We start from the raw sequence: 24,845 nt of genomic DNA, 5'->3' as shown, positions 1-24,845 counted from the left end.
GAGCACAGATTCTTAGTTAGTCCGTCAGATCAGGAATGGGATGTCATTGTGCAACTTTAACTAAAGCATATTGACGGTTAATCGGTATGCAGTTAGTCTTGGCGTACACTTGTACGCTCAACGACTATAGGTTTCAGGATGACATCCTCAAAGCCGCCACTGATTTGGCTGAATATTTTTATCTTTACATCAACCTTGCTGATCGCTGTGATTGGCGCCCCGTTATATGCTTACTTCGTCGGTTTCGACTGGACGCAATGGGCCATGTTATTGGCGGCTTTTTCTTATTGCGGCATGTCTATCACGGCGGGTTACCATCGCTTGTGGTCGCACAAAGCTTATGAAGCCAACGCAGTGATGCGCTTCATTTTTGCCGTTGGTGGTGCCTTTGCATTGCAAAACAGCATCCTTCACTGGTCTTCAGATCACCGAATTCACCATCGTCATGTCGATAACAACGAGAAAGATCCGTACTCTGCCAAAATGGGCTTTTTCTACAGCCATATTGGCTGGATGTTGCGTGAATACCAGGCGAACCGCTACTCCGATTACAGCAACTGCCGTGATCTGCAGAAAGATAAAATCGTTATGTGGCAACACAAGTACTACGTGCCTCTGGCTGTCGCGACGAACTTTGGTATTCCTCTGCTGTTTGGTTTATGGCATGGCGATATCTGGGGGGCTTTGTTACTGGTGGGTATAGTCCGACTTGTGCTGAGTCATCATACCACTTTCTTCATTAACTCCCTGGCGCATATCTGGGGAAGTCAGCCGTATACCGATAAAAATACTGCCCGAGACAACGGTTTTCTGGCGTTGCTGACGTTTGGCGAGGGCTATCACAACTACCATCATATTTTTGAATACGATTACCGTAATGGCATTCGTTGGTGGCAGTTCGATCCGACGAAGTGGCTGATCAAATCCTGTGCTTGGATGGGAATGGCAAAGAACCTCAAAGTTTGTCCGGAAGATCGAATTGAAAAGGCCAAAGCCACCATGCAGTTACAGCGCCTGCAGCAGAAATTGGAAGCGGTGCCGAATAGTCACGCCTGCCTTGAGATGCTGAATCAGGAATATGAAATTCTGTTACATAAAATTGCTGACTACTACGGTGCCAAGAAGCGTATGCTGGAACTGAAGAAAAATGATTTACTGAAACAGTATGAGAGCTTTGAATTTCTTCAACAATACCGTGAAATGAAGTATCGTCTGGAAATGCAAAGAAAAGTCTGGAAGCAGTTGACGGCTCAGTATGCCTGATAGGGCATGAACGAGCGGCCTGACGGTCTTACAGATGAGACAGAAACAACCAAAGCGGGGCATTTAGCCCCGCTTTGTTATGCATACTGTTAATACTGCGATGGCAAAAGCTTGACGGAATGATGACGTACTTCCGCGGAGAAATCCGATACAATCGGCGATATTGCTGTCTCGATTCAGAGAAAAGCACACAAGAGCAACAGCGCAATGCGCTCATTTGCCATAATTGAGGGGATAAAAGATGGAGGCACTGTTTTGAGACGAATTTTACTCTTAATGTTTGCTTGTTTCATGTCAATGTCGGCGCAGGCGGTAGAGTATGATCGGCCGGATTCCAGCACTAAGCTGATTGGTACGATGGAGTACTACCAGGTTAACAAAGGTGACAGCCTTCTGGATATCGCCAACCGTTATGATGTTGGTTTGCTGCTGCTGATGGCGTCAAATCCAGGGGTGGATCCGTTTCTGCCGACTCCGGGATCTCTGCTGAAGATTCCGATGCAACTGATTCTGCCGGATGTAAAACGTGAAGGGATTGTCATCAACCTGGCTGAGCTGCGTTTGTACTACTTCCCATCGAACAGCGACAAGATGTACGTGTTCCCGATTGGGATTGGTCGTGTTGGACGTGAAACGCCTAAGATGACCACTTCGATCAGTCAGATGATCAAGAACCCGACGTGGACGCCGACGGCAAATATTCGTCGTGAATATCGTGAAAAGCACAATGTGATCTTGCCTGCAGTAGTCCCTGCTGGTCCGGAAAACCCTCTGGGTGATTACGCGATGCGTCTTTCCCATGGTTCTGGTCAGTACCTTATCCATGGTACCAATAAAGATTTCGGTATCGGTATGCGTGTAAGTTCAGGTTGTATTCGCATGAACCCTTGGGATGTAGAGTGGCTTTTCCACCAAGTGTCACGAGGTACTAAAGTGCGTATTATCAACCAGCCTGTTAAACAGGCGATAGAAGCAGATGGTTCAGTATACGTTGAAGTTCACGAACCGCTGTCACGCGATGAAGATCAGATGGGCGAGCATAAACGTGTTTCTGCCCCAGATCAGCTGTTGGCGGAAGTTGCTGGTGATGTTCGAGCTCGTCAGTTACTGGATGAAGCCCTGATGAACCAGGTTGGCCTACCGGTGCAGCTTCGCTGATTAACTCGTTTTCATGGCGCTATTGTTTCATAACGGTTCTGTTTATGGCGTATTTTTTCATGATGCTAACTGTGATTTTATACGTTGACCGACACATTTATCGTGTGGTGTTCCCTCATGGTTTTTTGGCTGTTGGGAACATTGGTGAGCCTTATGAACAGGGCACAGTAAAACGCCATTATTACCGCTTGAACACGAAAAGCTTTGAATGAAAAACGGCAACCTTCGGGTTGCCGTTTTGTTTTGGGTTAGCTGATGCTAACCCGAAGTCAGCTCATTCGATCAGTTGGTGACCGTCGAAGGAATGCGGCTGTCGGTTAACCCTGTCAGAGGAGAGATGACGAAGGACATTGTGCGTAAATTCGGGTTGTGTTTGTCAAATAGCGATTTGTCCCGTTGGCTGGCATCACTGTGTGTGACAACGCCGTATCCGCTTGGGAAAAGTGTGTTCCACAAGGTACTTTTGGCGACCAGGCTAGAAGTGAGGAACTGGCCAATATAGGTGACCTGAGCCGGTCGGACGGTAAACGCGATATTCAGGTTATCTTTCGTTTTTGATTCAACACTCTGAATCCCGTTACTTCCCCTGAAGCTGATACTGTATAGCTCATACTGCCCAGGCGGCAGCGCAATAGTGAACAGCTGACCTTTTTGCAGGCCGTTATTGTAATCAAAGTCGGATTTAGAACTGGTGACCGTGATTGGATCTGCACTGCCTTGCTGTCTGAGATACAGCGTTGTGACAAGTCCTTCCCCCGTTGATGGCCATTCTGTGGTCACCCCCAAACTACCGGTAACATATCCGTTGTTCGATTCAGACTGAGCCAGTCTGTCTGGGACGGAAATGTTGATGCCGTTACTGCACCCGGATAGCAAAACTAATAAGAACAGAGAAATAAAAAGTTTCATATTGCATCCTAGCAAACGGTTAACGCTTCGTTTTAAAGCTGATACCACAAGTTTCCAATGTCACAACCAATGAAAACACTAATTTAACAAGTGCCAATGGTTGAATATAGACAACTCTGACCTCTTAAAATAGCGAGCCGCCAAAAAAAATCTACTGCTTTTCTCAATTTCACGAGGAAAAGTAGACGGATCACAAATTCAGTGCAGCAAGACACGATGATCAGTTGATTTTGACTGATCGCTGATCGCTGATCGCTGATTGGTGATTGGTGATTGGTGATTGGTGATTGGTGATTTTATATGCAGCTAGTTGGTATTAAAGGGAAAGATTATTTTAGCCGGGGAGATCTTGCTAGCGCAGATGATAGAGACGCAGAAAATATTACTCAAATCGAAAGACAGAGAGAAAACGAAAAGCCCCTGTAAAATACAGAGGCTTGAAGGCATTATTTTCGTTTTATTTTATCAACGTCAATGACGTTTTTAAATTTTTCAGCCTTACTCAGTACGTAATCAACATCCGGCGGGAAATCCTTGTTAGACTTCGCGTGTTTCATCATATCGAACACAGTAAACTCGGTCAGGACTGCAAACTGATATTCAGAAAACTCGCCCTCTGACTGCAGAGTAGGGTCGTAGTACTTGTCGCCTTTACGAATAATCGCGTGGTCAATCACGGTCTCTTCACAGCGGTAACCCAGGACATAGCGATCGCCTTTCCCGTAGATCACATTCATGTAGCTGTTGTAAAAGCATTCACCTGCGGTGGTGGTGCAAGACTCCAGTAAGTCAGCATCCATGGCCGAAACAGTTACAATACGCATCTTGTCTGCTTTAAAATTCAGCGCAGCAAGTTGATGACGTACGTCATCAAGGTTTACTTCATTCACTTCAAAGTACCGGAAAGTTCATTTTGAGCGCGGCATTATACATGAGGGATCAGAAAAAACGCACACTTTATGCGTTTATCGACAGGATGTTATTGCGAAGTCGTTTGAAGGTCAACGCTGTGACATGACTGGTGTCCTTGAGCTTTTAAATTAGGTCTTATTCAAAGAAAGATATAGAGGGGATAAGTGGCATTGGTGACATTGTCACTTAGTTATTGGAAATAGAGACAGGCATACATACACGTTGGCTGAGGTGTGTAGACGTAATCATGTAAAATAGACGGCGCGTATCGGGCTAGAAGTCTGGGGTGAAGTCTGGGTGTGTAGATATAGTTATATACACACGTCGTGTTGGTACCACACTGCGACAACTTATGAACAGGGTGATGCTCATGCTTGTTATTAGATCGCGTACAGACTCGCGACTGTTATCGCATTTATCAGGGGATTGCATGCAAACCGTACAACAGGGCAGGTAAACACATGATTCAGATCGTAGTCAGAGGTGCTATTACGGTTTTTTGTATGAAAATGGTTTAAATGAGATTCGTTTACAATTAGAATCTATAACCATTACCAGCTATGACGATAGCGGTTTATGTTTGTTTTTATATCTTCATTGATTGAAGCCTTTTATTTTTCTTAACCGACTGATTTATTAACAATGAAAGTAGCAAAAACCAGCCTGGCACTGTTGATGCTGGGCATGATTAGCGGAGCCAACGCCAGTACGCTGGGTGACGCACGTTCCATCGAGAACTCCATGAACGCCGCCTCGGCTAACAGCCAGAAGAAAATCGATCGCAGTGCTGACTCTGTGCTCAGCATGAAAGCGGAAATGGAACAGCTGAAGGAAGAAGTGAACAACCTCGGCATTTACCGCGATCACCTTTCAAACCTGGTGGCCAGTCAGCAGCAGGAAGCTGAAAGCCTTCAGCATCAGATCGAGGGAATCAAAGATACTCGTCAGGGGGTTGTGCCTCTGATGTACCGTATGCTTGCTGGCCTGAAGACAACAGTGGAAAACGATAAACCGATTCGCCATGAACAGCGCCTGGATCGTATCAGCAAGCTGGAAGACATGATGGCAATGGCGGATGTCAGCGACGCGGAGAAATTCCGCCGTATTCTGGAAGCCTACCAGATTGAAATGGATTACGGCACCAAGATGGGGATCTATCAGGGCCAACTGGCGCTGGATAACACGAAGATTGAAGCGGATATGCTGTACCTGGGACGCATTTCGCTGGTTGCCCGCAGCCTTGATGGCAAGCGTTTCTGGGCCTGGAATGATAAAACGTCCGGCTGGCAATCGCTGGAAAACGGCTATGCCAAAGACATCAATAAAGCATTTGCGATTGCTTCCAAGCAAGCTGCGCCAAGCCTGATCACCCTGCCGGTTTCCGTTAACGTGGAGAATAACTAAGATGAAATTCAAAGCGTTAGCAACTGCGCTGTGCCTTGTTTCCATGCCAATGCTGGTGTCAGCCCAAACTTCGCTGGCCGATCAAACACGTCAGGAACAACGTGTTCAGAAAGCGCATGACGCCGATCGTGAGCAGGATTTTCGTCTGACTGAGCAGGAAATTCGTGCTCAGTACAATGCGTTGGTCAAGCAGCGGGATCAGCTACAAGCCGAAACCGATGAGCTGAGCGCCACATTCAGTAAAAATGAAAACGACCTGGCCCGCCTGGAAGAACAGCTGCGTTTGGAAACCGGTAGTCTTGGTGAACTGTTTGGGGTTGTTCGTCAGGCCGCCAAAGAGCTGGATAACGAATTGGCTTATTCCGTGACCGGGGTCGACCGCAAAACATTCCGTCCGGTGGTCGACTCAATTGTTGAAGCCAAAGCGCTGCCTTCATTAAAGCAGCTGACTGCGCTGTGGCAGGGAATGGAAGACCAAATTTCGGCCAGCCGAGAAATGCGTCTGGTGCAGGTGCCTTTTATTAACGGCGAAGGGCAGACCAATAATGTGGATGCTTACCGACTGGGCAGCATCGGCCTGGTGGCTGAATACGGGTACATCAATTGGGACGGCAAGCGTGCTGTAGCGAAACCTTATCTGAAGCAGCCTGAAAATGGCCCGGTACTTAACACCCTTACGGGGTTGACGGAAACTGGGATGCAGGCAGCCGTGGTGGATCCATCACGCGGTATCATGTTGGAACAACTGGCAAACTCTCCAGAGTTGTCTGACCGTCTCGAGCACGGCGGCATCGTCGGAAAAATTATTCTTGGTTTGCTGGCGATTGGTCTGGGAATTTCTTTGTTCCGCGGTATCAAGCTGACCCTGGTGCGCCAGCAAATCAACAAGCAGCTGAAGTCGCCGACTCAACCGGGCGATAACCCACTGGGACGCGTGCTGTCAGTTTATAACAAAGAACAGAAGCGCAGCGTGGAAGCACTGGAACTGCGCTTACTGGAAACCATTGTCGATGAACAGCAGGGATTGGAAAAAGGCCTGTCGATGCTGAAACTGCTGGCGGCCTTGGCGCCAATGCTGGGTCTGTTGGGTACTGTAACGGGTATGATTGAAACCTTCCAGGTTATTACTCAGTTCGGCAATGGTGACCCAACCATTATGGCTGGTGGTATTTCTACTGCATTGGTTACGACGGTTCTTGGTCTGGTTTCAGCCATGCCGTTGTTGCTTGCTCATAATATCCTGAGTTCACAGGCAGAAAATATTCGCACCATTCTAGAGAAACAGGGAATAAGCCTGGTCGCAGAACAGGCTGAAAAAGCAGGAACTGCCGCATAATGGAAAACAGTCTTTACGACATCCCATTGATCCACAACTCAGCACTGGAAAGCTGGTGGTACTCACTGGAGCAGTTTATGAATCAGGGAGGCCAGATCCTATGGTGGCTGGCCGCCGTGGTAATGCTGTGCTGGGTACTGGTTGTTGAGCGGGTTGTGTATCTGTCTGTGACATATCCGAAGCAGAAGCAGCAATGGCTGACGTTGTGGCAGGCCAGAGATGATCAAACGTCCTGGTATGCCCACGCGGTTCGTAGTGGCTGGCTGAATCAGGCTCATCTGGCGCTGAATCAGAATCTGAACCTGATCAAAGTGCTGGTTGCAATATGCCCGATGCTGGGACTGCTTGGCACAGTCACCGGGATGATTTCTGTGTTTGATGTCATGGCCACGCAGGGCAGTAGCCAGCCTCGTCTGATGGCGTCTGGGATTTCCCTTGCGACCTTACCGACAATGGCCGGTATGGTTGCAGCGCTGTCTGGTATGTTTGTCCATTCCCGTCTGGCTAAAGCCTGTCATTTACGGGAAATGAAACTTGAAAAATTATTAAGGAGCCAGTGATGAGACTTAATCGTCCGTCTTCTGCCCGTGAAGATGCCCAGGTTGATCTGACCTCAATGCTGGATATCGTCTTTATTATGTTGATCTTCTTCATCGTCACCAGTTCATTTGTCCGTGAGTCCGGTGTTGAAGTGAATCGTCCGCAGGCCAGTAATGTTGTCAGCCAAAAAGACGCCGGGATTTTTGTGGCCATCACGTCAGCTAACGATGTCTATATTGATAAGCGTGTTGTGGATGTGGAGCGTGTGCAGGCGACGTTGGAACACTTGTTGCTAGATCAACCGGATGCCTCCCTGGTTATTCAGGCTGATGAACATGCTTACAACGGTACCGTGGTCAAAGTTATGGATGCGGCCAAAGGGGCCGGAGTGAAGAATATTGCTTTGGCCGCGGAGAAACGCTGATGTTTCGATTGTTAATCGCTCTGCCCGTGGCTTTTTCTGTCGCCTTGGGACTGTTTACTTTCATGGCATGGATGGTGGATAACGGCCATCCTCGAGCCCAGGAGGAAAAACAGGTTCTGGCGTTTGACATGGTTATGGTTGAGCAGGAACGGGACGTATCCCGCCGTCAGCGCGCGGTACCTGAACCGCCGGAGACACCGGAGCCGCCGCCACAGGTAATGCCGAAAACATCGCAGTCAGTGACAACCAATACGGTTACTCCGACCATGCCGAGCCTGAGTCTGGATACCGCAATTTCCGGGCTGGCGATTAATGTCCCGACGTTTTCTGATTTTGGGACAAGCGTTAATCAGCAGGCGATGCCGCTTTATAAACAGGATCCGGTTTATCCCCCTAAAGCGCAGCAGAGGGGCATTGAAGGTTATGTGGTGTTTTCGTTTACCGTGGATGCACAAGGACGCCCGACGGATATTCAGATAACCGATGCGAATCCTAAACGTATCTTTGATCGGGAAGCGATGCGGGCGCTGAAAAAATGGAAGTATCAGCCTAAAGTAGTGGATGGCCGAGCTGTGCCTTACGTCCAGACCGCGAAAATTGTGTTCAAGATGGAGAAATGATGAAGAAGTTCACTCTGGTTGCTTTGCTGGCAATACCACTCAGTGTTGCTTCTGTTCATGCCGCAGATTTGTCGCAGGGTATCGCGAACAAGGTGCAGCGGGCGAATACGTTGCAGCAGAATGAAAAGCTGGGCGAAGCCATTAATCTGCTGAAGGGGCTGAACCCTTCAAGGGAGTACGACAAAGCTTACGTACAACGTATGCTGGGGGTGTTCTATTGGCAGAGCGGTAACAAAAATCAAGCCATTACTAACTTGCAGAATGCGGTTGAGTCGGGTTTGCTGCAAGACGAGCAAGCCTGGGTAACTCGCCGAATGTTGGCTGACATTCTGCTGTCCAGCGAGAAATTCCGGCAGGCTTTGCCGCACTATTACACGCTTTCAAAATCGGTTCCGGAAAATCAGAACGCTGCCGAACTGTGGCTGCGTATTGCGCAAAGCCATTATCAACTGGAACAATGGAATGACGTGTTGAAGGCTGTTGCCAAACGCGATCGTTTTTTAAAGAAAACGGATAAGCATTCACTAAACATGAAGCTGGGAGCACAACTGCAGCTTCAACAGTGGAAAGGGGCGGTACCCACTCTGGAAGCATTGATTGCGCTGGAACCGAACCATGTGGCCTGGTGGCAGCAACTGACCGGTATTCAACTCCGACTCGGTCGTTCGCATGATGCCCTCAATACCATGGCGCTGGCGAAAAGGCAGGGGGTCGCACTAACGCAGCGGGATCTGCGAAGTCTTGCGCAATTATATGCCCAGAGAGGCATTCCTGAGCGAGCGGCACAGCAAATTGCTGAACTGGAAGGAGCCGAGTCCGACAGTGAATTGCTGGCGATTCAGGCCCAGTACTGGCAGATGGCAAGAGAGTGGGAGCAGGCGGTGAAAGTCTGGGAACTGGCAGCCAACCGCGACAATAAATACCGTTGGCAATTAGCTCAGCTATTGCTTCAGGAAGGGCATTACCGGCAGGCATTGACTCAGTTGCAAAAAGTGACGGATAAACGCCGTGCGGCAGATGTTGAACTGGCCAAAGTAAGGGCGTACTACAAGTTGACCGACTTTGATAAAGCGATTATCCACGCCAAGCGTGCCGATAATATTCAGTCGACTTCGACGTCACAAAGCTGGATTCGTTATTTGAATCAAATGCGTAAGATGGATTCCTGAACCATCCCTTTTTATTAAAGGCTGCAAACGACAAGGTATACGATTATCGTGTTAGACCTTTGTCACATTTGCAGCCTTTTCTTTCTCTGCCACGTTGCCCATTCTTCTGGTCATGAATTGCTTCACAGTATTGTGTCTGTCTGAAAGGCAAGCTGATGAAGTCTGTCAACTTTCCTATCCTTAATGCATAGCTCCTGACTTAGAGTTACTGACTCAGAGCTACTGACATCTTGTTCCTGACGACGGGCAACCAATAGGGTACGCGTATGAATGTTCCCATCCGGAAAATGACCTGGAAGACGATGAGGCGGAAATCCCGCCTACCTCAGCCTGTCTTTTCGTTTTCTGCGTGTAATGGGAGCAAGGTATGTCTGTTAATGAAATCCGCAATATCGTCTTTGTCGGCCAGAGTGGCGTAGGGAAAACGTCGCTTATTGAGCGGTTGCTGTTTGACGCTCAGGCAACAACTCACCTCGGGACAGTAAAAGGGGGGGATACCGTCACCGATTTTGATGATCAATCCATCCACTATCAACACAGTATCGAAGCTACTCCGGTTGCCTTGAGCTGGCAATCTCACCGGATGAACATTCTCGATACGCCGGGACTGCCTGAGTTGATTGGCAGAGCACTCAGTGTATTTCCGGCGGTAGAATCCTCAGTGTTGGTCATTGATGCTAACACGCCTTTGAATCAGGTCTCTGACAGACTCTATCAGTTTGCCCGCGATCAGCAGAAATGCCAGATGGTTGTCATCAACAAGATTGACCTCAATCCTTCTAAGTTAAGCGCATGCCTGACACAGATTCAGGCGCAGTTTGGTGCGGAGTGTTTGCCATTGAATCTGCCATCAGAAGATGCCAGCCAGGTGATTGATTGTTTCTTTACACCGGAGGAATCTGCTTCGACCTTGTTCAGCTCTGTCAGTGAAGCCCATGAACAGCTAATCGATCAAATCATCGAAGTGGATGAAGATCTGATGGCGTTGTATCTGGAACAGGGCTCGGAACTCAGCCCGGTTCAACTGCATGCGCCTTTTGAGGAGGCACTTCGTACCGGGCATGTTATTCCTGTTTGTTTTGTTTCTGCTGAAACCGGTGCTGGCTGTGACCTGCTGTTGCAGACACTGGCTGAAATCATGCCTATGCCGGAAGAAGGCAACCCGCCAATGCTTGAGAAGAAGGGTAAGCAGGTTCCCGTCAACAGTGAGCAACTGGATCATGCTGTCGGGCATGTGTTTAAGATCAGCGTGGATCCATATCTCGGTAAACTGGCTTACATCCGGTTGTTTCAGGGGGCAATAAACGCTGGTTCTCAGCTGTACATCGGAGAAAACAATAAAGCGTTTAAAGTCGGTCATCTCTACCAGCTTCAGGGCAAAAAGCGCAATGAAATCAGCGCTGCACGGTGTGGTGATATCTGCGTGCTGGCAAAGGTTGATGAGCTTCAGTTTGACTCGGTGATCCATGATTCACATGATGAAGACGGCATCACCATGCGTACGCTGGATTTTCCTGAACCTATGTATGGTTTGTCGATCAGTCCGATCAAGCGGGGCGATGAACAAAAGCTGTCTGAGATCCTGAATAAGATCGTGGCGGAAGATCCGTCTTTGCGGCTTGAACATCGGGCGCGGACAAATGAAACCGTACTCAGCGGACAGGGAGAGTTCCACCTCAAGATTGCGCTCGAAAAAATGTCATCACTCTATAAGCTCGATGTGGAAGCCACCGTGCCCAGCATCGAGTATTTTGAAACGATCACGCAGCCTGCAGAAGGCCATTACCGGCATAAAAAGCAGAGTGGCGGTGCGGGACAGTTTGGTGAAGTCCAGCTGCGGGTCAGGCCGCTTGAACGCGGTGAGGGATTTGTTTTTGTCAACAAGGTGGTTGGCGGAGCCATTCCGACGTCACTGATCCCTGCGGTTGAAAAAGGGATTCGGCAGGCGTTGGCTGAAGGCGCTATCTCTGGTAATCCGATTCGCGATATCGAAGTGACAGTGTATGACGGTAAGTATCACTCGGTGGATTCGAAAGAAATTGCTTTTGTGATTGCCGGTAAGAAAGCGTTTTTAGACGCGGTGCGTAACGCCAACCCGATTGTGCTGGAGCCGATTGTAGAGATGGCACTGACTATTCCAACCGAAGCCGTCGGGGATATCACCGGGGATTTAGCGGCCAATCGCGGAATGATATTAGGCACCAATGCAGAAGACAGCCATTTCACTCATATTCAGGCCCGCATGCCGCAAAAAGAGTTGATTGAATATGCCCAGCGACTGAAAGCCATGACCGGCGGAGAGGGCAGTTTCAGTATGTCGATGAGCCATTATGAGCCTGCACCGGCTCAGGTTCAGATGGAAGTGTGTAAGGCGGCTACTGCCTCAGACTACTGACAGGTGAAAGTGACTGATACAAGCTAGCTGCCAGATTATGGGAACTCGGTGGTGTCGTCTGAATAACACGCCCAGAATACCATCACACGTACAGGCAGAAAAACTATCCCCCTGAGCTGCCGCTTCTGGCGGCTCTTGGGGACACTCCGCTAATTTCCGTCTATACCCTCAGGTAATTAATCAGTTAGTACTTCATTCCTTGTAGTAAATGACGTTACAATATCGGTACAAAATTATCATACAAATAACATAACAGGTTGCTATGTCGTCATCACGTCGTGCTGATTTAATCTTGGTCGCCACCACCATGCTCGCGGCATCGGGCTGGATTTTTTCCAAAGAGACTATTCAGGGCTTGCCACCATTTGGGTTTATCGGATTCCGCTTCGTGCTGGCTTCAATCTGTTTGCTGCCATTTTGTCTGCGTGCTTTTCGACAGGTACATCGCTCTGATATTTTCAAGGCAATGGGGGTCGGGGTGTTATTGGGTATCTCCCTGATGTGTTGGGTTTATGCGATCTCTCACTCTCAGACGTTAGGTGAGGGAGCGTTTATCATGAGCTTGTCCATGCTGTTTGTGCCAATTGTCGCGTGGGGAGTCTTCAAGTTAAAGCCGTCGCGGAATTTCTGGTTTTCATTGCCCGTTGCGGTGGGGGGGTTATTGCTCCTGGCGCTTGGCGGCGGGCAGGCGTGGCAATTGTCTGTCAGTCAGCTTTGGTTTCTGATTGCAGCTTTGACGCTCGCAGTGCACTTTAACTTCAATAGCAAATATGCCAGCCGTATTCCAACTCTGCTGCTGACCTGCTTGCAGCTATTTGTGACGGGATGCATGGCACTGAGTGTTGCCATTTTCACTGAAACCTGGCCCGAAAGTGTACCAGGTTCAATCTGGGGATGGTTTGCACTGAGTACGTTAGTCGCAACCAGCCTGCGATATGTGATGCAAACGACAGGTCAGAAATATGCCAACCCAACCAATGCTGCCATCATCATGATTCTGGAACCGGTCTGGACGGTGATTCTCAGTGTGATTTGGTATGGAGAGCAAATGCCACCGCATAAGGTGATGGGCTGTATGATGATTCTCCTGTCTCTGCTCATGTTCCGGGGTGGCCATTTGATCTTCAGGCGTTTCAGAGCCCGGGCGTAACCAGTTGTTTTCGCGTTTTGTGATTCAGGAAAAACATCTGATACCACATTGATCTTATTGATAAAAAAGCGACACCCATTAATGGGTGTCGCTTTTTTAATATCTAATTCTTTCCATCGTGATTACACGGTAATAGCTACGGTATGGCTGGTTTTAATGGAAGCCAGTATCGCGATGATGGCCTGTATCATGGGCAGGTTTTCCAGCTCTTTAGAGTAAATCAAATAGGACTTTGACAAGGTATCCAAGTCATTCAGATGAACCAGTGAAATGTTGGGATGAGGCTGAAACTCATGTTGTCCCACATAGCTGATGCCGATGCCATAAATACTGGCTTCCCGAACGCCTTCTCGGCTATTGACCTCCAAAATGCATTTCGGACTGATACGTTGTACCTGCAGCGCATCTTCAATGATTTTTCGGGTGGTCGAGCCAACTTCACGGTGTACCAGAGGCACATCTTCCAGCGCCGCTATGGGAATCGCACGACGGCGTGACAGTGGGTGGGAATTGGGAACCGCTAACACAACCGGTTGCTGGGTTATCTCAAGGGACACCAGGTCCGGATTCGGTTCGCGGTAGGCGAGCATGCCCATATCCAGTTCGCCGTTGAGCACACCGTTTTTGATATGTTCTGAGCCCCCGGTATGTATCGTGATATCGATGCCGGGGTAGTGGGTGTTGAATGCATCAACCAAAGGCATCACTGCGCCGGGACTGACCGCACCCAGATGGAGCTTGCCCGAACGTAGTGCGCCGTTTGACTGGAGTAGCTGTTTGGCACGTTGCTCGAGTGAAAACATGATCAGTGTTTGCTGGTACAGCTGCTGACCGGTTTCCGTCAGTCGATTATTGTTTCTTTGTCGGTAAAACAATCTTACGTTGTACTGTGATTCCAGCTCCCGAATTTGAGCCGTAATTGTCGGTTGCGTAATGTTGAGTTCATCTGCGGCTTTTGAAAAGCTGCCAAATTTAGCAACCATATGAAAAGAACGTAACTGAGTATGTCGCACTGGCATCATCCAACCAAATAGAATCCTAGCAGCATAGATTTTTTCTATGACAATCCTATTTAATTAGTATTTTCACTCCATATTACTGTCATTTCGCACGCTTACCTTGTGTTCATTCAGAACAGAATCAGAAAGGTAATGCGATATGTGGCAGTTTCATAATCCGGTCAACGTCATCTTCGGCCAGGGGGCGATTACTGCTCTGACTGAGCAGATAAACGGACGTTCGTTTGCGTTGGTGACCTACGACCATCCTTATTTTGCATCACTGGCTGTTGGTATCAGGGAGTCGCATTCAGGCTGTCGAGTTGTACTCAATCAGGTGAGTGAAAATCCGGATATCTCAGATATGGCGACGATTTGTGCGGCGTTTTCCCCTTATGCGGCGGAAGTCGAGGTGCTGGTGGCATTGGGGGGCGGGTCGGTGATTGATGCAACCAAAGCACTGGCGGTGGCGAAAACTGAACCCAATCACATTAGGGCTGTGTTGACGCAGGGCGAAAAGATCATTGGCACGCCCCTGCCTATCATCGCGGTGCCAACCACTACCGGCACAGGCAGTGAAGTGACATCTTGGGCCACAATCTGGGATACCTCCGCAGGTCGCAAGTATTCACTTGTTCACCCCCATTTATACCCGGAAGTCGCAATTTGCGACCCGCAACTGACGTACCAGCTTCCGGTTTCGCTGACTATCCAGACCGGGTTGGACGCGTTGTCTCATGCGCTGGAAAGTCTTTGGAATAAACACCGAAACCCTCTGTCGACTCAGTATGCCAAGCGGGCTATCCGTCTCATTCTGAAGGTGCTGCCGAAGCTTAAGTGTGAACCAACAGACTCGTTGTTACGAGAGCAGATGATGACGGCGTCACTACTGGCCGGGTTGGCGTTCTCTAACACCAAAACCTCCATTGCCCACAATATTTCCTATGCCATCACGATAGAGACCGGACTGGCTCATGGCATTGCCTGCTCATTCACTTTGCCGGCGATTGTACGGAGCTTTGCGAACGATGACAGTGATATTGCTGATTCGCTGCGCTCATTGTTTGGAACTGATCTGACTGATGCAGCCTGTGAGCTGGAAGGCTGGTTGGCAGCGTTGGGGGTAGCAACAGAACCACAATGCTACGGCTATAGCGAAGAGCGCTGGCAAATACTCGTCAATGATGCGCTAAGCGGCGAACGGGGAAAAAATTTCGCGGGCAATTCAACCACTTTACTTCAATCATTTTGAAACAGATGAGGAAATCCTAATGAACAATACATGGAAGAAACATGCAGCGGTATCTGGTTTACTGGCCGTTTTACTGGCAGGGGCTTTACCAGCACAGGCAATGGATGATCTGAAAATGGCGCTGATTCCTTCTGAAGATTCACGAGCCATGCTCAAACAGAGCAAAGTGTTGATAGAGACACTGAGCAAAAAGTTGGGAGTGAACGTCGAAGGCTATGTGGCGACAGATTATAACGGCGTGATTGAGGCACTGCGTGCCGGGCATGTAGACATTGCTTATCTGGGGCCGTTTTCGTATGTGAAAGCCAGTGAAGTAGCTGATGTTGAAGCCTTTGTGGTTGCCGAAACCGCAAAAGCGGGCGATGTTGCCTATCACAGCCAGATTATTGCGCCGGCATCTGCGACGGAGATTCAGACGTTAGCTGATCTGAAAGGCAAAAATTTTGCTTTTGTTTCGCCGACCTCAACGTCTGGTTACCTGTTCCCCAGTGTTGCGCTCAAAAAAGCCAACATTGAGCCTCGTGAGTATTTCGCCAATGTTGTTTATACCGGTGCGCATGATGCCAATATCCTGGCTGTCAAAAATGGTCGGGTTGATGCTGCGACGGTTGCTGACCGAATTCTGAATGCCGCGGTGGAAAAAGGAATAATCGGCAAAAACGACTATAAGGTGATCTGGCGTTCTGAAGCGATTCCTGAATCGCCGATGGTTTGGCGTAAAGCGCTGCCTGAGCAAGACAAACAGAAGATTAAGCAGGCATTTCTTTCTATTGAGTCCGTACAGTTTGGTGACCAGGGTATTGTGAATCGCTATGTGGAAACCAACGATGCAGCCTATAACCCGGTACGCGAAGCGGCGAAATATAAGTAATCCAATGAACAGATAATACAGGGCATCTGTGGAAATCATTATGTTAGTTATTAAAGATCTACAAAAGTCTTATGGCGATAATCAAGTCCTGAAAGGGGTTGACTTAACCATTAACGAAGGTGAATTTGTTGTGATTCTCGGTCCTTCCGGTGCGGGTAAATCGACATTACTACGCTGTATTAACCGCCTGACAGAAGCGACCAACGGGGACATTTTTCTGAACGGTAAAAACATTGCCCATGTGCAGGGGAAGGAGCTGATTTACCTACGACGTAATGTGGGTATGATTTTTCAGCATCACAATTTGACCAAACGACTTTCTGTACTGAAGAATGTGCTGGTTGGCAGAATGTCAGAGCTACCTTTCTGGAGTTGTGCGCTGCAGCTGTTTCCTCAGTCTGATATCACCATTGCCCATGAATGTCTGGAGCAGGTTGGGTTGGCAGATAAAGTGAATCAACGTGCAGACAGCTTGAGTGGAGGTCAGCAGCAACGTGTGGGCATCGCCCGGGCACTGGCCCAGCAGCCACAACTGATGCTGGCTGATGAACCGGTAGCCAGTCTGGACCCTAAATCATCCCGTAAAGTTCTCAGCTACATCCGTAACAGCTGTAAACAACGCAAAATTGCCGTGCTGTGCAACCTCCACCAAATTGATTACGCCATGGAGTTCGCTGAACGTATTGTTGGTCTTTCTAATGGCAAGGTCATTTTCGATGGGCTGCCAGAGTCTCTGACCCCTGAGGTTGTCAGCCAAATATACTCGGGCCTGGAAGATGACAGCATCAGCCAATTAGTAACGCGTATGGCAAGTGAACGACGGGCAACCCGTTTAAGTGAAATGAGGGTGGCCTGAGATGACGTTATACCCGTTAAAGCTTGTGATGAATCCGCCAAAACAGGGCTGGTGGATTGTGTTTCCGATCATTCTGGTGAGTTGCGGACTATTACATTGGTCTGCAGAGGGAGCACGCATGAGCGTGTCTGATTTAGTCGCTGGTTTGCCGTGGATCGCAGATTTCGTCTCACGGATGATGCCACCCAATTTGCCTTATATCGGTGAAAGTTTAATTGAACCTGCTATCCAGACATTGCAAATAGCCTTGTGGGGCACCGTTTTGTCTGTTGTTATTGCTATTCCTATCAGCTTTCTGGCTGCGAAAAATATCACCCCTCATACGGGTATTTACCATATCTGCCGGCAGATATTGAATGTACTCAGGGGAATTAATGAACTGATATTGGCGTTGATCTTTGTGGCTGCGGTCGGGCTGGGGCCTTTCGCTGGTGTGTTGGCTCTCGCTTTACACGGCGCGGGTATGGTTGGAAAGTTCTTTGCTGAAGCAATCGAAGAAATGGATCAGGGGTCAATGGAAGCCATGAAAGCGTCCGGCTGTACAACGTTGCAGACGATAATATTTGCTGTGCTTCCACAGGTTTTCCCTAATTGGATCAGCATTATACTGTACCGTCTGGAAGCCAATATCCGTATTTCTGCAGTATTGGGCATGATCGGTGCTGGTGGAATCGGTTTTGAGCTCATTACCTCAATGAAAATGTTCGAATACGGCGATACCGCATCTTGCGTGATAGTGATTCTATCGCTGGTTTTTCTGACAGATATTTTTTCGGCTAAATTGAGGCAGTTGATTCGGTAGGAAAGCTGAAATCACTTTCTGTCGTTTAGGCAGCCCCAATAAATATCGACAAACTTGGAATGTTTGAATAGTTAAAAGGCCACTGTAAGAGTGGCCTTAAATTATGCGAACACGAAAAGCAGCAAAGGCTCTTTTGCATCAGGTACAAATAGGTTTGTCCAAATATGATTAATCACTGTAGTGCGAAAGAACAGTGGTGGCTATTCAATTGAATTGATGGAAAAGGTCTGCAGCGTGTTATGAATTGAAGAATTTTCATCAAAGATGCAAAGCATTTCACCATTGCAAGAGTGCTTGCTTTGAACTATCAAATCGACGATCAGTTAAAGAGCCCCTCCCGCAGAGGTGAGAAAATATCCAGATCGGACTGATAGGGGGATTTCCCATCAATAGCCAGTTCCACCAACACTCGGCCAAAGAGCGGGGCGTATTTGAAAGCGCGCCCAGACTCCATGATGCACATGGAAGCGCCATGATAAAACGTCTCTGAGCATGGTTGCGTGGGAATACGGCCAATCACCAGCTTGCCGTCCGGGCTCATCGAATAAAGGCAGGTGCCCGCATCTTCCATTTGCTCTAGATGAATGGCTTGCGGGTTTAGCAGCGATGATAAATGTCCGGAGAGTTCCTTCATCAGTCTCTGACTCACCTTATGATGAATCTGTGCGGGATGATCGAAAACATCATAGGTGTAGTCCGCACTCATCTTGACGCGGTTTGCCATTGAAGGGTCAAAATTGAGCGGCGGAAAACCATAGAATGTGCCATGGTCGTTCGCGTCCAGATTGCCGAACTCAAACCAGATCGGGATTTTGACGTCATGACTTTTTACTGGCCAGTAGGCATAGTTCATCTGCCAGATTTTCCAGTCCCGTGTTTGATGAAGTCCCAGCGGGTTCAAGACACTATCCGCCCATACACCAGGAGACAGGATCAGGTGACGTCCCCTTATGCAAAGTGCATCCTGCTCGGATTGTGCATAGATGGCATAGGTCTGGTTCTGATGGGGGACGCCGCTGGGTTCAAGGCCGGACACTGCATATTTCTCCAGCACAGATAGTCGGCCTGTTTTCATTGCGGCACTGAAGAAAGCGCTTGCAGCAGCCTGGACATTGATTGAGGCGCTTGAAGCCTGAACCAGACCAACGTAATCGCTCGGCAGGGCTTCGCGATTGAACACCGGAAACCGTTTGTGGATCGCGTCTGGTGAGTCCAGATACTCATAAGGCATGGCCATGCGATCCATGGTTTTCTTCACCTGACTGACGTTGCCTTCTGTGGTCAACGGTGCGTCTTTGTGTCCGAAGAAAATCAAATCATCCATGGCCAGCAGTGGTGTACCAGTGGCCATCTGAAGTTCCATCCAGAGTGCCAGAGATGTTTCAGCAAGGCGGGCTTCGGATGTGTTGTCCTGCATCAGCCTGAACATTCTTTCGTTTCCTTTGGAGCTGTTGACGTTGTTTCGGATGCCATACTGATCGACGACTAGAGTGCGAAGGCCTCTTGCCGTTGCATAATAGGCACTAGCAAGCCCGACAATCCCGCCGCCGATGATCACGACATCGTATTCGCTTCCTGGTTTGATTGATTGCATGTGTTTTCCTTTGATGAAATTGAGTTTGATGGGCAGAACAAGGACTTTGGACTGCCAATGCCTACAGGCTCAGCCAATAGCCAGGCCGGTAGGGAGTTGGCAGAAACCGCTGGTGAAGTTCCCTGAAGGTTGCTTCCGGATCTAAATCTTCAAACTTTTCCGGGTGCAGCCATTTGGCTATTTGCTGCAACGCGATAAAGTTGTAAGGGTTGTCATAGAATGCGTGCCAGATGGCATATACCTGCTTCTTGCGTACAGCTGGCAGTGTCTGGTACGCAGGCCGTTCCATCAGACGGGTGAGATGCTGGTGGGCAACGTTCAGGTCGGCCCCCGGTCCCAGCCGAATCCAATCGCCTGAAGGCGAATAAAGTGACCAGTTTGCCCCGGTGACCAGCACGACGTCGGGTTGTGAGTGAATCACTTGCTCCGGGTGTAGTGTCCCGAAGTTACCCCCAATGAAATCTGAACCAAGGTTCCGGCCACCAGCAGCCTGGATTAACGCGCCAAAATTTCCCGGCCCATAACTCATGCAGCAGTCCTGATAAAGGCCAGCCGAACGTTCAATCATGACGCTCGGGGAATAGTGCACGTCGGAAAGACGGGAAAGCACCCGGGTAATCTGTTCTTCACGAAATTGCAGGAATTGGCTAGCCCTTTCATTAGCGTCCAGCAGGGTGCCTATCGTCTGTATGCTCTTTTCCACACTGCTGAAAATGTGCGTGCGGAAGTCGACAAAAACCACCGCGATACCGATTTTGTTCAAATGTGCCAGTAAGCCTGAGGACTGTACTGCCGCAAGTGAGCTCAAGTTCATTAAGACCAGATCCGGTTCCAGTCCGATCACTTTTTCTGCATTGAGCGAGTCTGTCGTGTTGGCCGGAAAGGTCGGAATCGCCGCCAGTTCGGGAAAGCGTGCAAGATAGCTTTGATATCCGTCGAGATCCGCCGCTCGGAAGTTTTCTCCCCAGCCGACGACTTTGCCAAAGGGATCCTCAGGCAGCAGCAAAGGCAGCGTGTACGCTAATGTCCCGTCGGCCAGAATCAATCGTGAAACCGGGCGGGTCACCGTGACTTGCCGCCCTGCCAGATCGGTGATCGTGACGGGTTCGCTGGCAATTGCCTTTCCTAAATACAGCGGTATGCACCAAACGAAAATAATAAGGCACCGCAGCAGGCGGAACTGGCGGGAAGAAATTCTGTTCATGGCTTTTCTCATGTTACATGCGCCGGTAATGCCTGTTATTTCAGGCATTACCGGACACGGATGACGGTGAAGCATTACGCGGTCAGCAGCATATGGACATCGAAGCCCAATACCTGTGAGCGCCCGATCAGCTCTCTGGTTCGGTTGCTGATCAGGGCGGCGACATACTCGTTGGCCTGATCCTGAGACATGTTCCGGTAACGATCCGGGTACATCTTTTCAATGCTGTCACACAGCACGGCGCCTGCATTACTCACGTAATCAGGGAGATAGTTGATGCCTCTTTCAAGCAGGCGGTTCTGTGTTTCTGGGCTGGAGAAGGGCGAGTTGGAACTGCTGATGACCCAGCGGGCAGCCACTTTCTCCACGGTGGAAGCGTCGAGAATGCCGGACAGAGAAGCGATACAGAGAATATCTGACGGGAAGGCCCAGAACGCCTCTTTGTCCAGCATACGCACTTCGGCAGGAATTGCCGGTGTGGGACGGACATCAAAGCCGACAACATCGTATCCGTGTTTCAGGCACTGGCGGGCGATTTCACAGCCAACTTTGCCCATGCCGTGAATGGCAATCTGGGGGCGGGCACCTGTACCGGGCGCATGTTCAATGACGGTTTGCAGAGCACTCCATACGCCATACCCTGTGGCGATCGATGTGTTAATTTGCGGGCTTTCCAGCGCATCCAGAATCCAGGGAGAGGACAGCCGCAGGTACTGCATATGTGTGCTGCTGGTATTAATATCGCAGCCGGTGTACATCGAGCCGTTGTAACGATTCAGCAGTTGAGCGATAGCATCAAAGACATGCATTGCATTTTCAGGCTTCGCTGTGCTGTTCACCACAATTTTTCCGCCGCTGAACCCCGTCTGGTACAGGCCGTGTTTTCGATCCATTGCGTGTGCCAGCATGATGGCTTCTTCCTCCTGTGCTGCACGGGAGTCGTACGAGAGCCATCGAATACCGCCGTTGCCCGGTAAGGTATTTCTTCTTGGGGAGCAGGCAAGGGTAAAGGATGTGGTGTCATCCACGACAATGGTTTCTACTTCGTAGGTGCCATATGCCGGGTGATCGATTATTGCCATGATCAAATTTCCTTCGCTGTTTGTTGTTGGATAGCTTTGTCTGCACCGGCCGCGGTCAGGCAGGTGCTCAGGCCAAAGGGTGTGGGGTCATTCATCAAGTCGGATACGCTGATTTTCACTCCAAGTGTCTGCTCTGCCAGAACGGCGAGCTGAATGACGGCGAGCGAGTCGCAGCTTTCATCCAGAAGCGAATTGTGGATGCCGGACGGCGTCATTCCGGTTGTCCGTTCCCAGATCCCGGTTACAGCCTCGTCAAGCGTTGCGTAATGACTTGTGAATAGAGGTGGTTCACGGTCATCTGCCTGTTCACTGTGTCCGCCAAACGCCGGCGTGCCGGGGCCGTGGTGCTGCCGTTCAAAGGGGTAGTGCGGTAATTGCACCCGAACGCCAGCTTGAGCCCATGAGGGATGCCAGTTCAGGTTTATCCCTGCCAGCCATAATGACTGCAGCGCGCTGTGCCAGATTTCAGTGTCACTTGAGCGGTCTTTGATACCGCCCAGAGTCCGGATGGTGGTGCCTTCTGGCCGGATTGCTTTGACCAGAGCCGAGAGCGTTGCCCCTGGCCCCACCTCGATAAAGAGGGTGTTGTGTCTGGTTGGCAGGGAGTTGACTGCCTCTAGGAAGCGGACCGGTTCCCTCGCGTGTCTGGACCAGTAACGGGGTGTCAGTTCGGTCAGTGCATTCAGTTTTGTGCCGTAGAGCGTTGAGTGGAAACGGATGCCAGAACTATGCGCCTTGGCCGCCGGAGCCACTGCCGTGAGAGGGGCAAGGATCGGCGTCATCATGGCTGAGTGGAATGCATGAGAAACGGATAACTCACGGCAGCGTGTTTGCTGTCCGGACATTTCTGTCTGAACTCGCTGAATCGCCACTGAAGTACCAGAAAGCACGCAAGCGTCTGGCCCGTTGACGGCTGCCAGCGAAATCTCGTCGGACAGCCAGGGTGCGCAGTCGTCCTCACTCATATTCACCGCCAGCATCGCGCCGCTATCCAGAGCTGACATCAGGTCGCCTCGCTGTGCAGCGAATACCAGTGCCTGTTTGCTGGTGAGAGAACCCGAAATACAGGCTGCGGCGATTTCTCCGAGACTGTGGCCGATGACTGCATCCGGCATGATCCCGTGTTGCATCAGGAAACGTGCCATAGCAATCTCAACGGCAGTCAGGGCTGGCTGGGCCATTGAGGTGTTTGTGATCCCTGCAGCAGTCCCTCTGCCATCCAGCAGGAAACTCAGGTCAATCTCAGTCGCCTCTTTGAGCTCGTGAATCAAGACCTGAAGAATCGTTGCGAAAGCAGGGGTAGATCTAGCCAGCGCTGCGCTCATTCCAACGAACTGACTGCCTTGACCGGGAAACAGGAAGACGACCTGGGGGCGGCGTTTTCCAGCGTCTGTGATCTGCCCCGTAATCTGCGGGCGCCCGCTGTCGTCCAGTGCCATTATGGCTCGGTAGCGCAAGGGTTTTCGCGTGGACTGGGCGCTCCATGCCAGCGCTCGCGGTGATATTTTAGTTAGGCTTTGCTGGTAAGATCGAATCAGCCGATGACAGGCGCCCATGCTCTGTGCCGAAATCGGAATAGCAGCAGGATAAGTTCCGGACGGTGCCGGTTCACGAGCCTCAATCATATCAGGGCGAGCCAAAATAATGTGGGCATTGGTACCACCGATCCCAAAAGCGCTCACACCGATGGCGGACCGGGGATCCTTTGCCGGCCAGACTTCGGCAGTTAGCGGGAAGTAGAGCGGACTGGACTCTGTATCAATGGAGGGATTTACCGCTGTCATATGGAGCTGCGGCGCAATCCACCCATGCTGAATCTGCAGCACGGCTTTGATGAGGCCAGCCATACCCGCCGAGGTTTCCAGATGTCCGAGATTGGCCTTCACCGCACCAAGCGCGCAGCAGTCTGGGGACAGGCCCGCGCTGGACGTTATTGCGTCCAGCACCCCGAATTCAATTGGATCCCCGGCGGCCGTACCCGTGCCATGGGCTTCGAATGCCCGAAGGTCTGCTGCGGTAAGTGCCGCATCCGCCAGCGCCCGGTTCACCAGCCGACGCTGACCATCAGCGCTGGTTGTGGTGAATCCGACTTTGCGGGCACCATCGTTGTTCACCGCGCATCCTTTAATGATGGCAAGGATATGATCGCCATCTCTGGCCGCATCTATTGCAGGCTTGAGAACGACCAGGGCTGCGCCGCTGCCAAAAATTGTCCCGCTGGCCCCAGCGGTAAACGGCATACAATGACCGTTGTGCGAGTAAATCATACCTTCTTGCGCTTGGTAGGGCGCATATTGGGGATAGCGAATGGTGCAGCCGCCAGCCAGTGCCTGCCGGCAGCGACCGGCGCGGAGCGCTTCGACAGCCTCCGCAACGGCAACCAGAGAGGTGGCGCACGCGGCTTGGATTCCCATAACCGGTCCTTCAAGGCCGAGATGCCAGGCTGTGCGGGAAACCAGATAATCCTTGTCGTTGGCTATCTGTAAATCGAACGCTGAAGGACGATACTTGTCTATCAGCTCGGATGTCATCAGGTACGGCAGGTATGCAGAGCTGCTGCAGCCGCCGAACAGTCCGGTATCTACAAGCTGGCCGGGCTGAATACCTGCTGATTCCAGCGCGTGCCAGGCACATTCCAGAAAGATGCGATGTTGCGGATCCATCAGAGCGGCATCTCGCGGGGAGATGCCAAAGAAAGCCGCGTCGAAGGCGAGAACATTGTCGCTCAGGGGAGCCGCGAAGGAGACGGATTGCTGATCGTCCGATCCCGGATCGAACTCGACAATCGACTCAACCCCATTTAGCAGATTATGCCAGTATTCATCTGGATCATCAGCGCCCGGAAAACGGCAGGACATTCCGATGATCGCAATATCATGATGAGTGAACGGATGGTTCATATCACA

Annotated in this window: 21 protein-coding genes; 14 read left to right on the top strand and 7 right to left on the bottom strand. The window is 50.2% G+C overall.

Annotation, left to right across the window (positions count from 1 at the left end):
• Window positions 1-138 precede the first annotated feature (138 nt).
• Window positions 139-1,263, top strand: a complete 1,125-nt coding sequence (locus tag C9I92_RS15570; RefSeq protein WP_047885932.1) for an acyl-CoA desaturase — start codon at window positions 139-141, stop codon at window positions 1,261-1,263.
• Between the two features lie 255 nt (window positions 1,264-1,518).
• Complete coding sequence (locus tag C9I92_RS15565) at window positions 1,519-2,421, top strand: L,D-transpeptidase family protein (protein ID WP_047886348.1); 903 nt, start codon at window positions 1,519-1,521, stop codon at window positions 2,419-2,421.
• Between the two features lie 282 nt (window positions 2,422-2,703).
• On the opposite strand, the gene C9I92_RS15560 is transcribed toward C9I92_RS15565, so the two are convergent.
• A complete protein-coding gene (locus C9I92_RS15560; RefSeq protein ID WP_047885931.1) occupies window positions 2,704-3,330 on the bottom strand; it encodes a hypothetical protein in 627 nt (208 codons plus the stop codon).
• 446 nt (window positions 3,331-3,776) lie between these two features.
• Window positions 3,777-4,154 (bottom strand): hypothetical protein, encoded by a 378-nt coding sequence (locus C9I92_RS15555; protein ID WP_242551908.1) that lies wholly within the window; start codon window positions 4,152-4,154, stop codon window positions 3,777-3,779.
• A 730-nt stretch (window positions 4,155-4,884) separates the two neighbouring features.
• Between C9I92_RS15555 and C9I92_RS15550 the strand changes: the two genes are divergently transcribed.
• From C9I92_RS15550 to C9I92_RS15515, 8 genes are all read left to right on the top strand, one after another.
• Complete coding sequence (locus C9I92_RS15550) at window positions 4,885-5,646, top strand: DUF3450 domain-containing protein (RefSeq protein WP_047885929.1); 762 nt, start codon at window positions 4,885-4,887, stop codon at window positions 5,644-5,646.
• 1 nt (window position 5,647) lies between these two features.
• Window positions 5,648-6,982 carry a MotA/TolQ/ExbB proton channel family protein gene (locus C9I92_RS15545; RefSeq protein ID WP_047885928.1) on the top strand — a complete coding sequence of 445 codons (1,335 nt, stop codon included), beginning with the start codon at window positions 5,648-5,650 and terminating at the stop codon, window positions 6,980-6,982.
• Window positions 6,982-7,542, top strand: coding sequence for a MotA/TolQ/ExbB proton channel family protein (locus tag C9I92_RS15540; protein WP_047885927.1), 561 nt, complete (start codon window positions 6,982-6,984; stop codon window positions 7,540-7,542). The genes C9I92_RS15545 and C9I92_RS15540 overlap by 1 nt, the downstream gene beginning before the upstream one ends.
• Complete coding sequence (locus C9I92_RS15535) at window positions 7,542-7,946, top strand: ExbD/TolR family protein (protein ID WP_047885926.1); 405 nt, start codon at window positions 7,542-7,544, stop codon at window positions 7,944-7,946. The genes C9I92_RS15540 and C9I92_RS15535 overlap by 1 nt, the downstream gene beginning before the upstream one ends.
• On the top strand, window positions 7,946-8,566 hold the full coding sequence (locus C9I92_RS15530; protein ID WP_047885925.1) for an energy transducer TonB: 621 nt from the start codon (window positions 7,946-7,948) through the stop codon (window positions 8,564-8,566). The genes C9I92_RS15535 and C9I92_RS15530 overlap by 1 nt, the downstream gene beginning before the upstream one ends.
• Entirely contained in the window at window positions 8,563-9,735 is a 1,173-nt protein-coding gene (locus C9I92_RS15525) for a tetratricopeptide repeat protein (protein WP_107193880.1), read from the top strand. Before C9I92_RS15530 ends, C9I92_RS15525 begins: the two co-directional genes overlap by 4 nt.
• 367 nt (window positions 9,736-10,102) lie before the next feature.
• Window positions 10,103-12,130, top strand: coding sequence for an elongation factor G (gene fusA / locus C9I92_RS15520; protein WP_047885923.1), 2,028 nt, complete (start codon window positions 10,103-10,105; stop codon window positions 12,128-12,130).
• Window positions 12,131-12,392: 262 nt separating this feature from the next.
• Window positions 12,393-13,280: a DMT family transporter gene (locus tag C9I92_RS15515; protein WP_047885922.1), complete on the top strand. Its 888-nt coding sequence runs from the start codon at window positions 12,393-12,395 to the stop codon at window positions 13,278-13,280.
• Window positions 13,281-13,402: 122 nt separating this feature from the next.
• Here the strand turns inward: C9I92_RS15515 and C9I92_RS15510 are convergent, their stop codons facing one another.
• Window positions 13,403-14,299: a LysR substrate-binding domain-containing protein gene (locus tag C9I92_RS15510; RefSeq protein WP_282958012.1), complete on the bottom strand. Its 897-nt coding sequence runs from the start codon at window positions 14,297-14,299 to the stop codon at window positions 13,403-13,405.
• 139 nt (window positions 14,300-14,438) lie between these two features.
• Here C9I92_RS15510 and C9I92_RS15505 point away from each other — a divergent pair, with 139 nt between their 5' ends.
• Genes C9I92_RS15505 through phnE form a run of 4 tightly spaced genes read left to right on the top strand, consistent with a single transcriptional unit; the run spans window position 14,439 to window position 18,059 of the window.
• Entirely contained in the window at window positions 14,439-15,530 is a 1,092-nt protein-coding gene (locus C9I92_RS15505; RefSeq protein ID WP_047885921.1) for a phosphonoacetaldehyde reductase, read from the top strand.
• Window positions 15,531-15,549: 19 nt separating this feature from the next.
• Window positions 15,550-16,401, top strand: a complete 852-nt coding sequence (gene phnD / locus C9I92_RS15500) for a phosphonate ABC transporter substrate-binding protein (RefSeq protein WP_084712605.1) — start codon at window positions 15,550-15,552, stop codon at window positions 16,399-16,401.
• Between the two features lie 40 nt (window positions 16,402-16,441).
• Window positions 16,442-17,257 (top strand): phosphonate ABC transporter ATP-binding protein, encoded by an 816-nt coding sequence (gene phnC / locus C9I92_RS15495; protein WP_047885920.1) that lies wholly within the window; start codon window positions 16,442-16,444, stop codon window positions 17,255-17,257.
• 1 nt (window position 17,258) lies between these two features.
• Window positions 17,259-18,059 carry a phosphonate ABC transporter, permease protein PhnE gene (gene phnE / locus C9I92_RS15490; protein WP_053061874.1) on the top strand — a complete coding sequence of 267 codons (801 nt, stop codon included), beginning with the start codon at window positions 17,259-17,261 and terminating at the stop codon, window positions 18,057-18,059.
• A gap of 319 nt (window positions 18,060-18,378) precedes the next feature.
• Here the strand turns inward: phnE and C9I92_RS15485 are convergent, their stop codons facing one another.
• The 4 genes from C9I92_RS15485 to C9I92_RS15470 all read right to left on the bottom strand — a co-directional run bounded on the left by C9I92_RS15485 (window position 18,379) and on the right by C9I92_RS15470 (window position 24,839).
• On the bottom strand, window positions 18,379-19,653 hold the full coding sequence (locus C9I92_RS15485; RefSeq protein ID WP_084712604.1) for an FAD-dependent oxidoreductase: 1,275 nt from the start codon (window positions 19,651-19,653) through the stop codon (window positions 18,379-18,381).
• Window positions 19,654-19,714: 61 nt separating this feature from the next.
• Entirely contained in the window at window positions 19,715-20,857 is a 1,143-nt protein-coding gene (locus C9I92_RS15480; protein WP_084712603.1) for an ABC transporter substrate-binding protein, read from the bottom strand.
• Between the two features lie 74 nt (window positions 20,858-20,931).
• Complete coding sequence (locus C9I92_RS15475; RefSeq protein WP_047885919.1) at window positions 20,932-21,939, bottom strand: Rossmann-fold NAD(P)-binding domain-containing protein; 1,008 nt, start codon at window positions 21,937-21,939, stop codon at window positions 20,932-20,934.
• 2 nt (window positions 21,940-21,941) lie between these two features.
• On the bottom strand, window positions 21,942-24,839 hold the full coding sequence (locus C9I92_RS15470) for a type I polyketide synthase (protein WP_084712602.1): 2,898 nt from the start codon (window positions 24,837-24,839) through the stop codon (window positions 21,942-21,944).
• Between the last annotated feature and the right edge of the window lie 6 nt (window positions 24,840-24,845).

The organism is Photobacterium ganghwense (assembly GCF_003025595.1).
Taxonomy (GTDB): Bacteria; Pseudomonadota; Gammaproteobacteria; order Enterobacterales; family Vibrionaceae; genus Photobacterium; species Photobacterium ganghwense.
The sequence above is the reverse complement of the archived record's forward strand: the minus strand, read 5'-3'. Positions and strand labels throughout refer to the sequence as shown.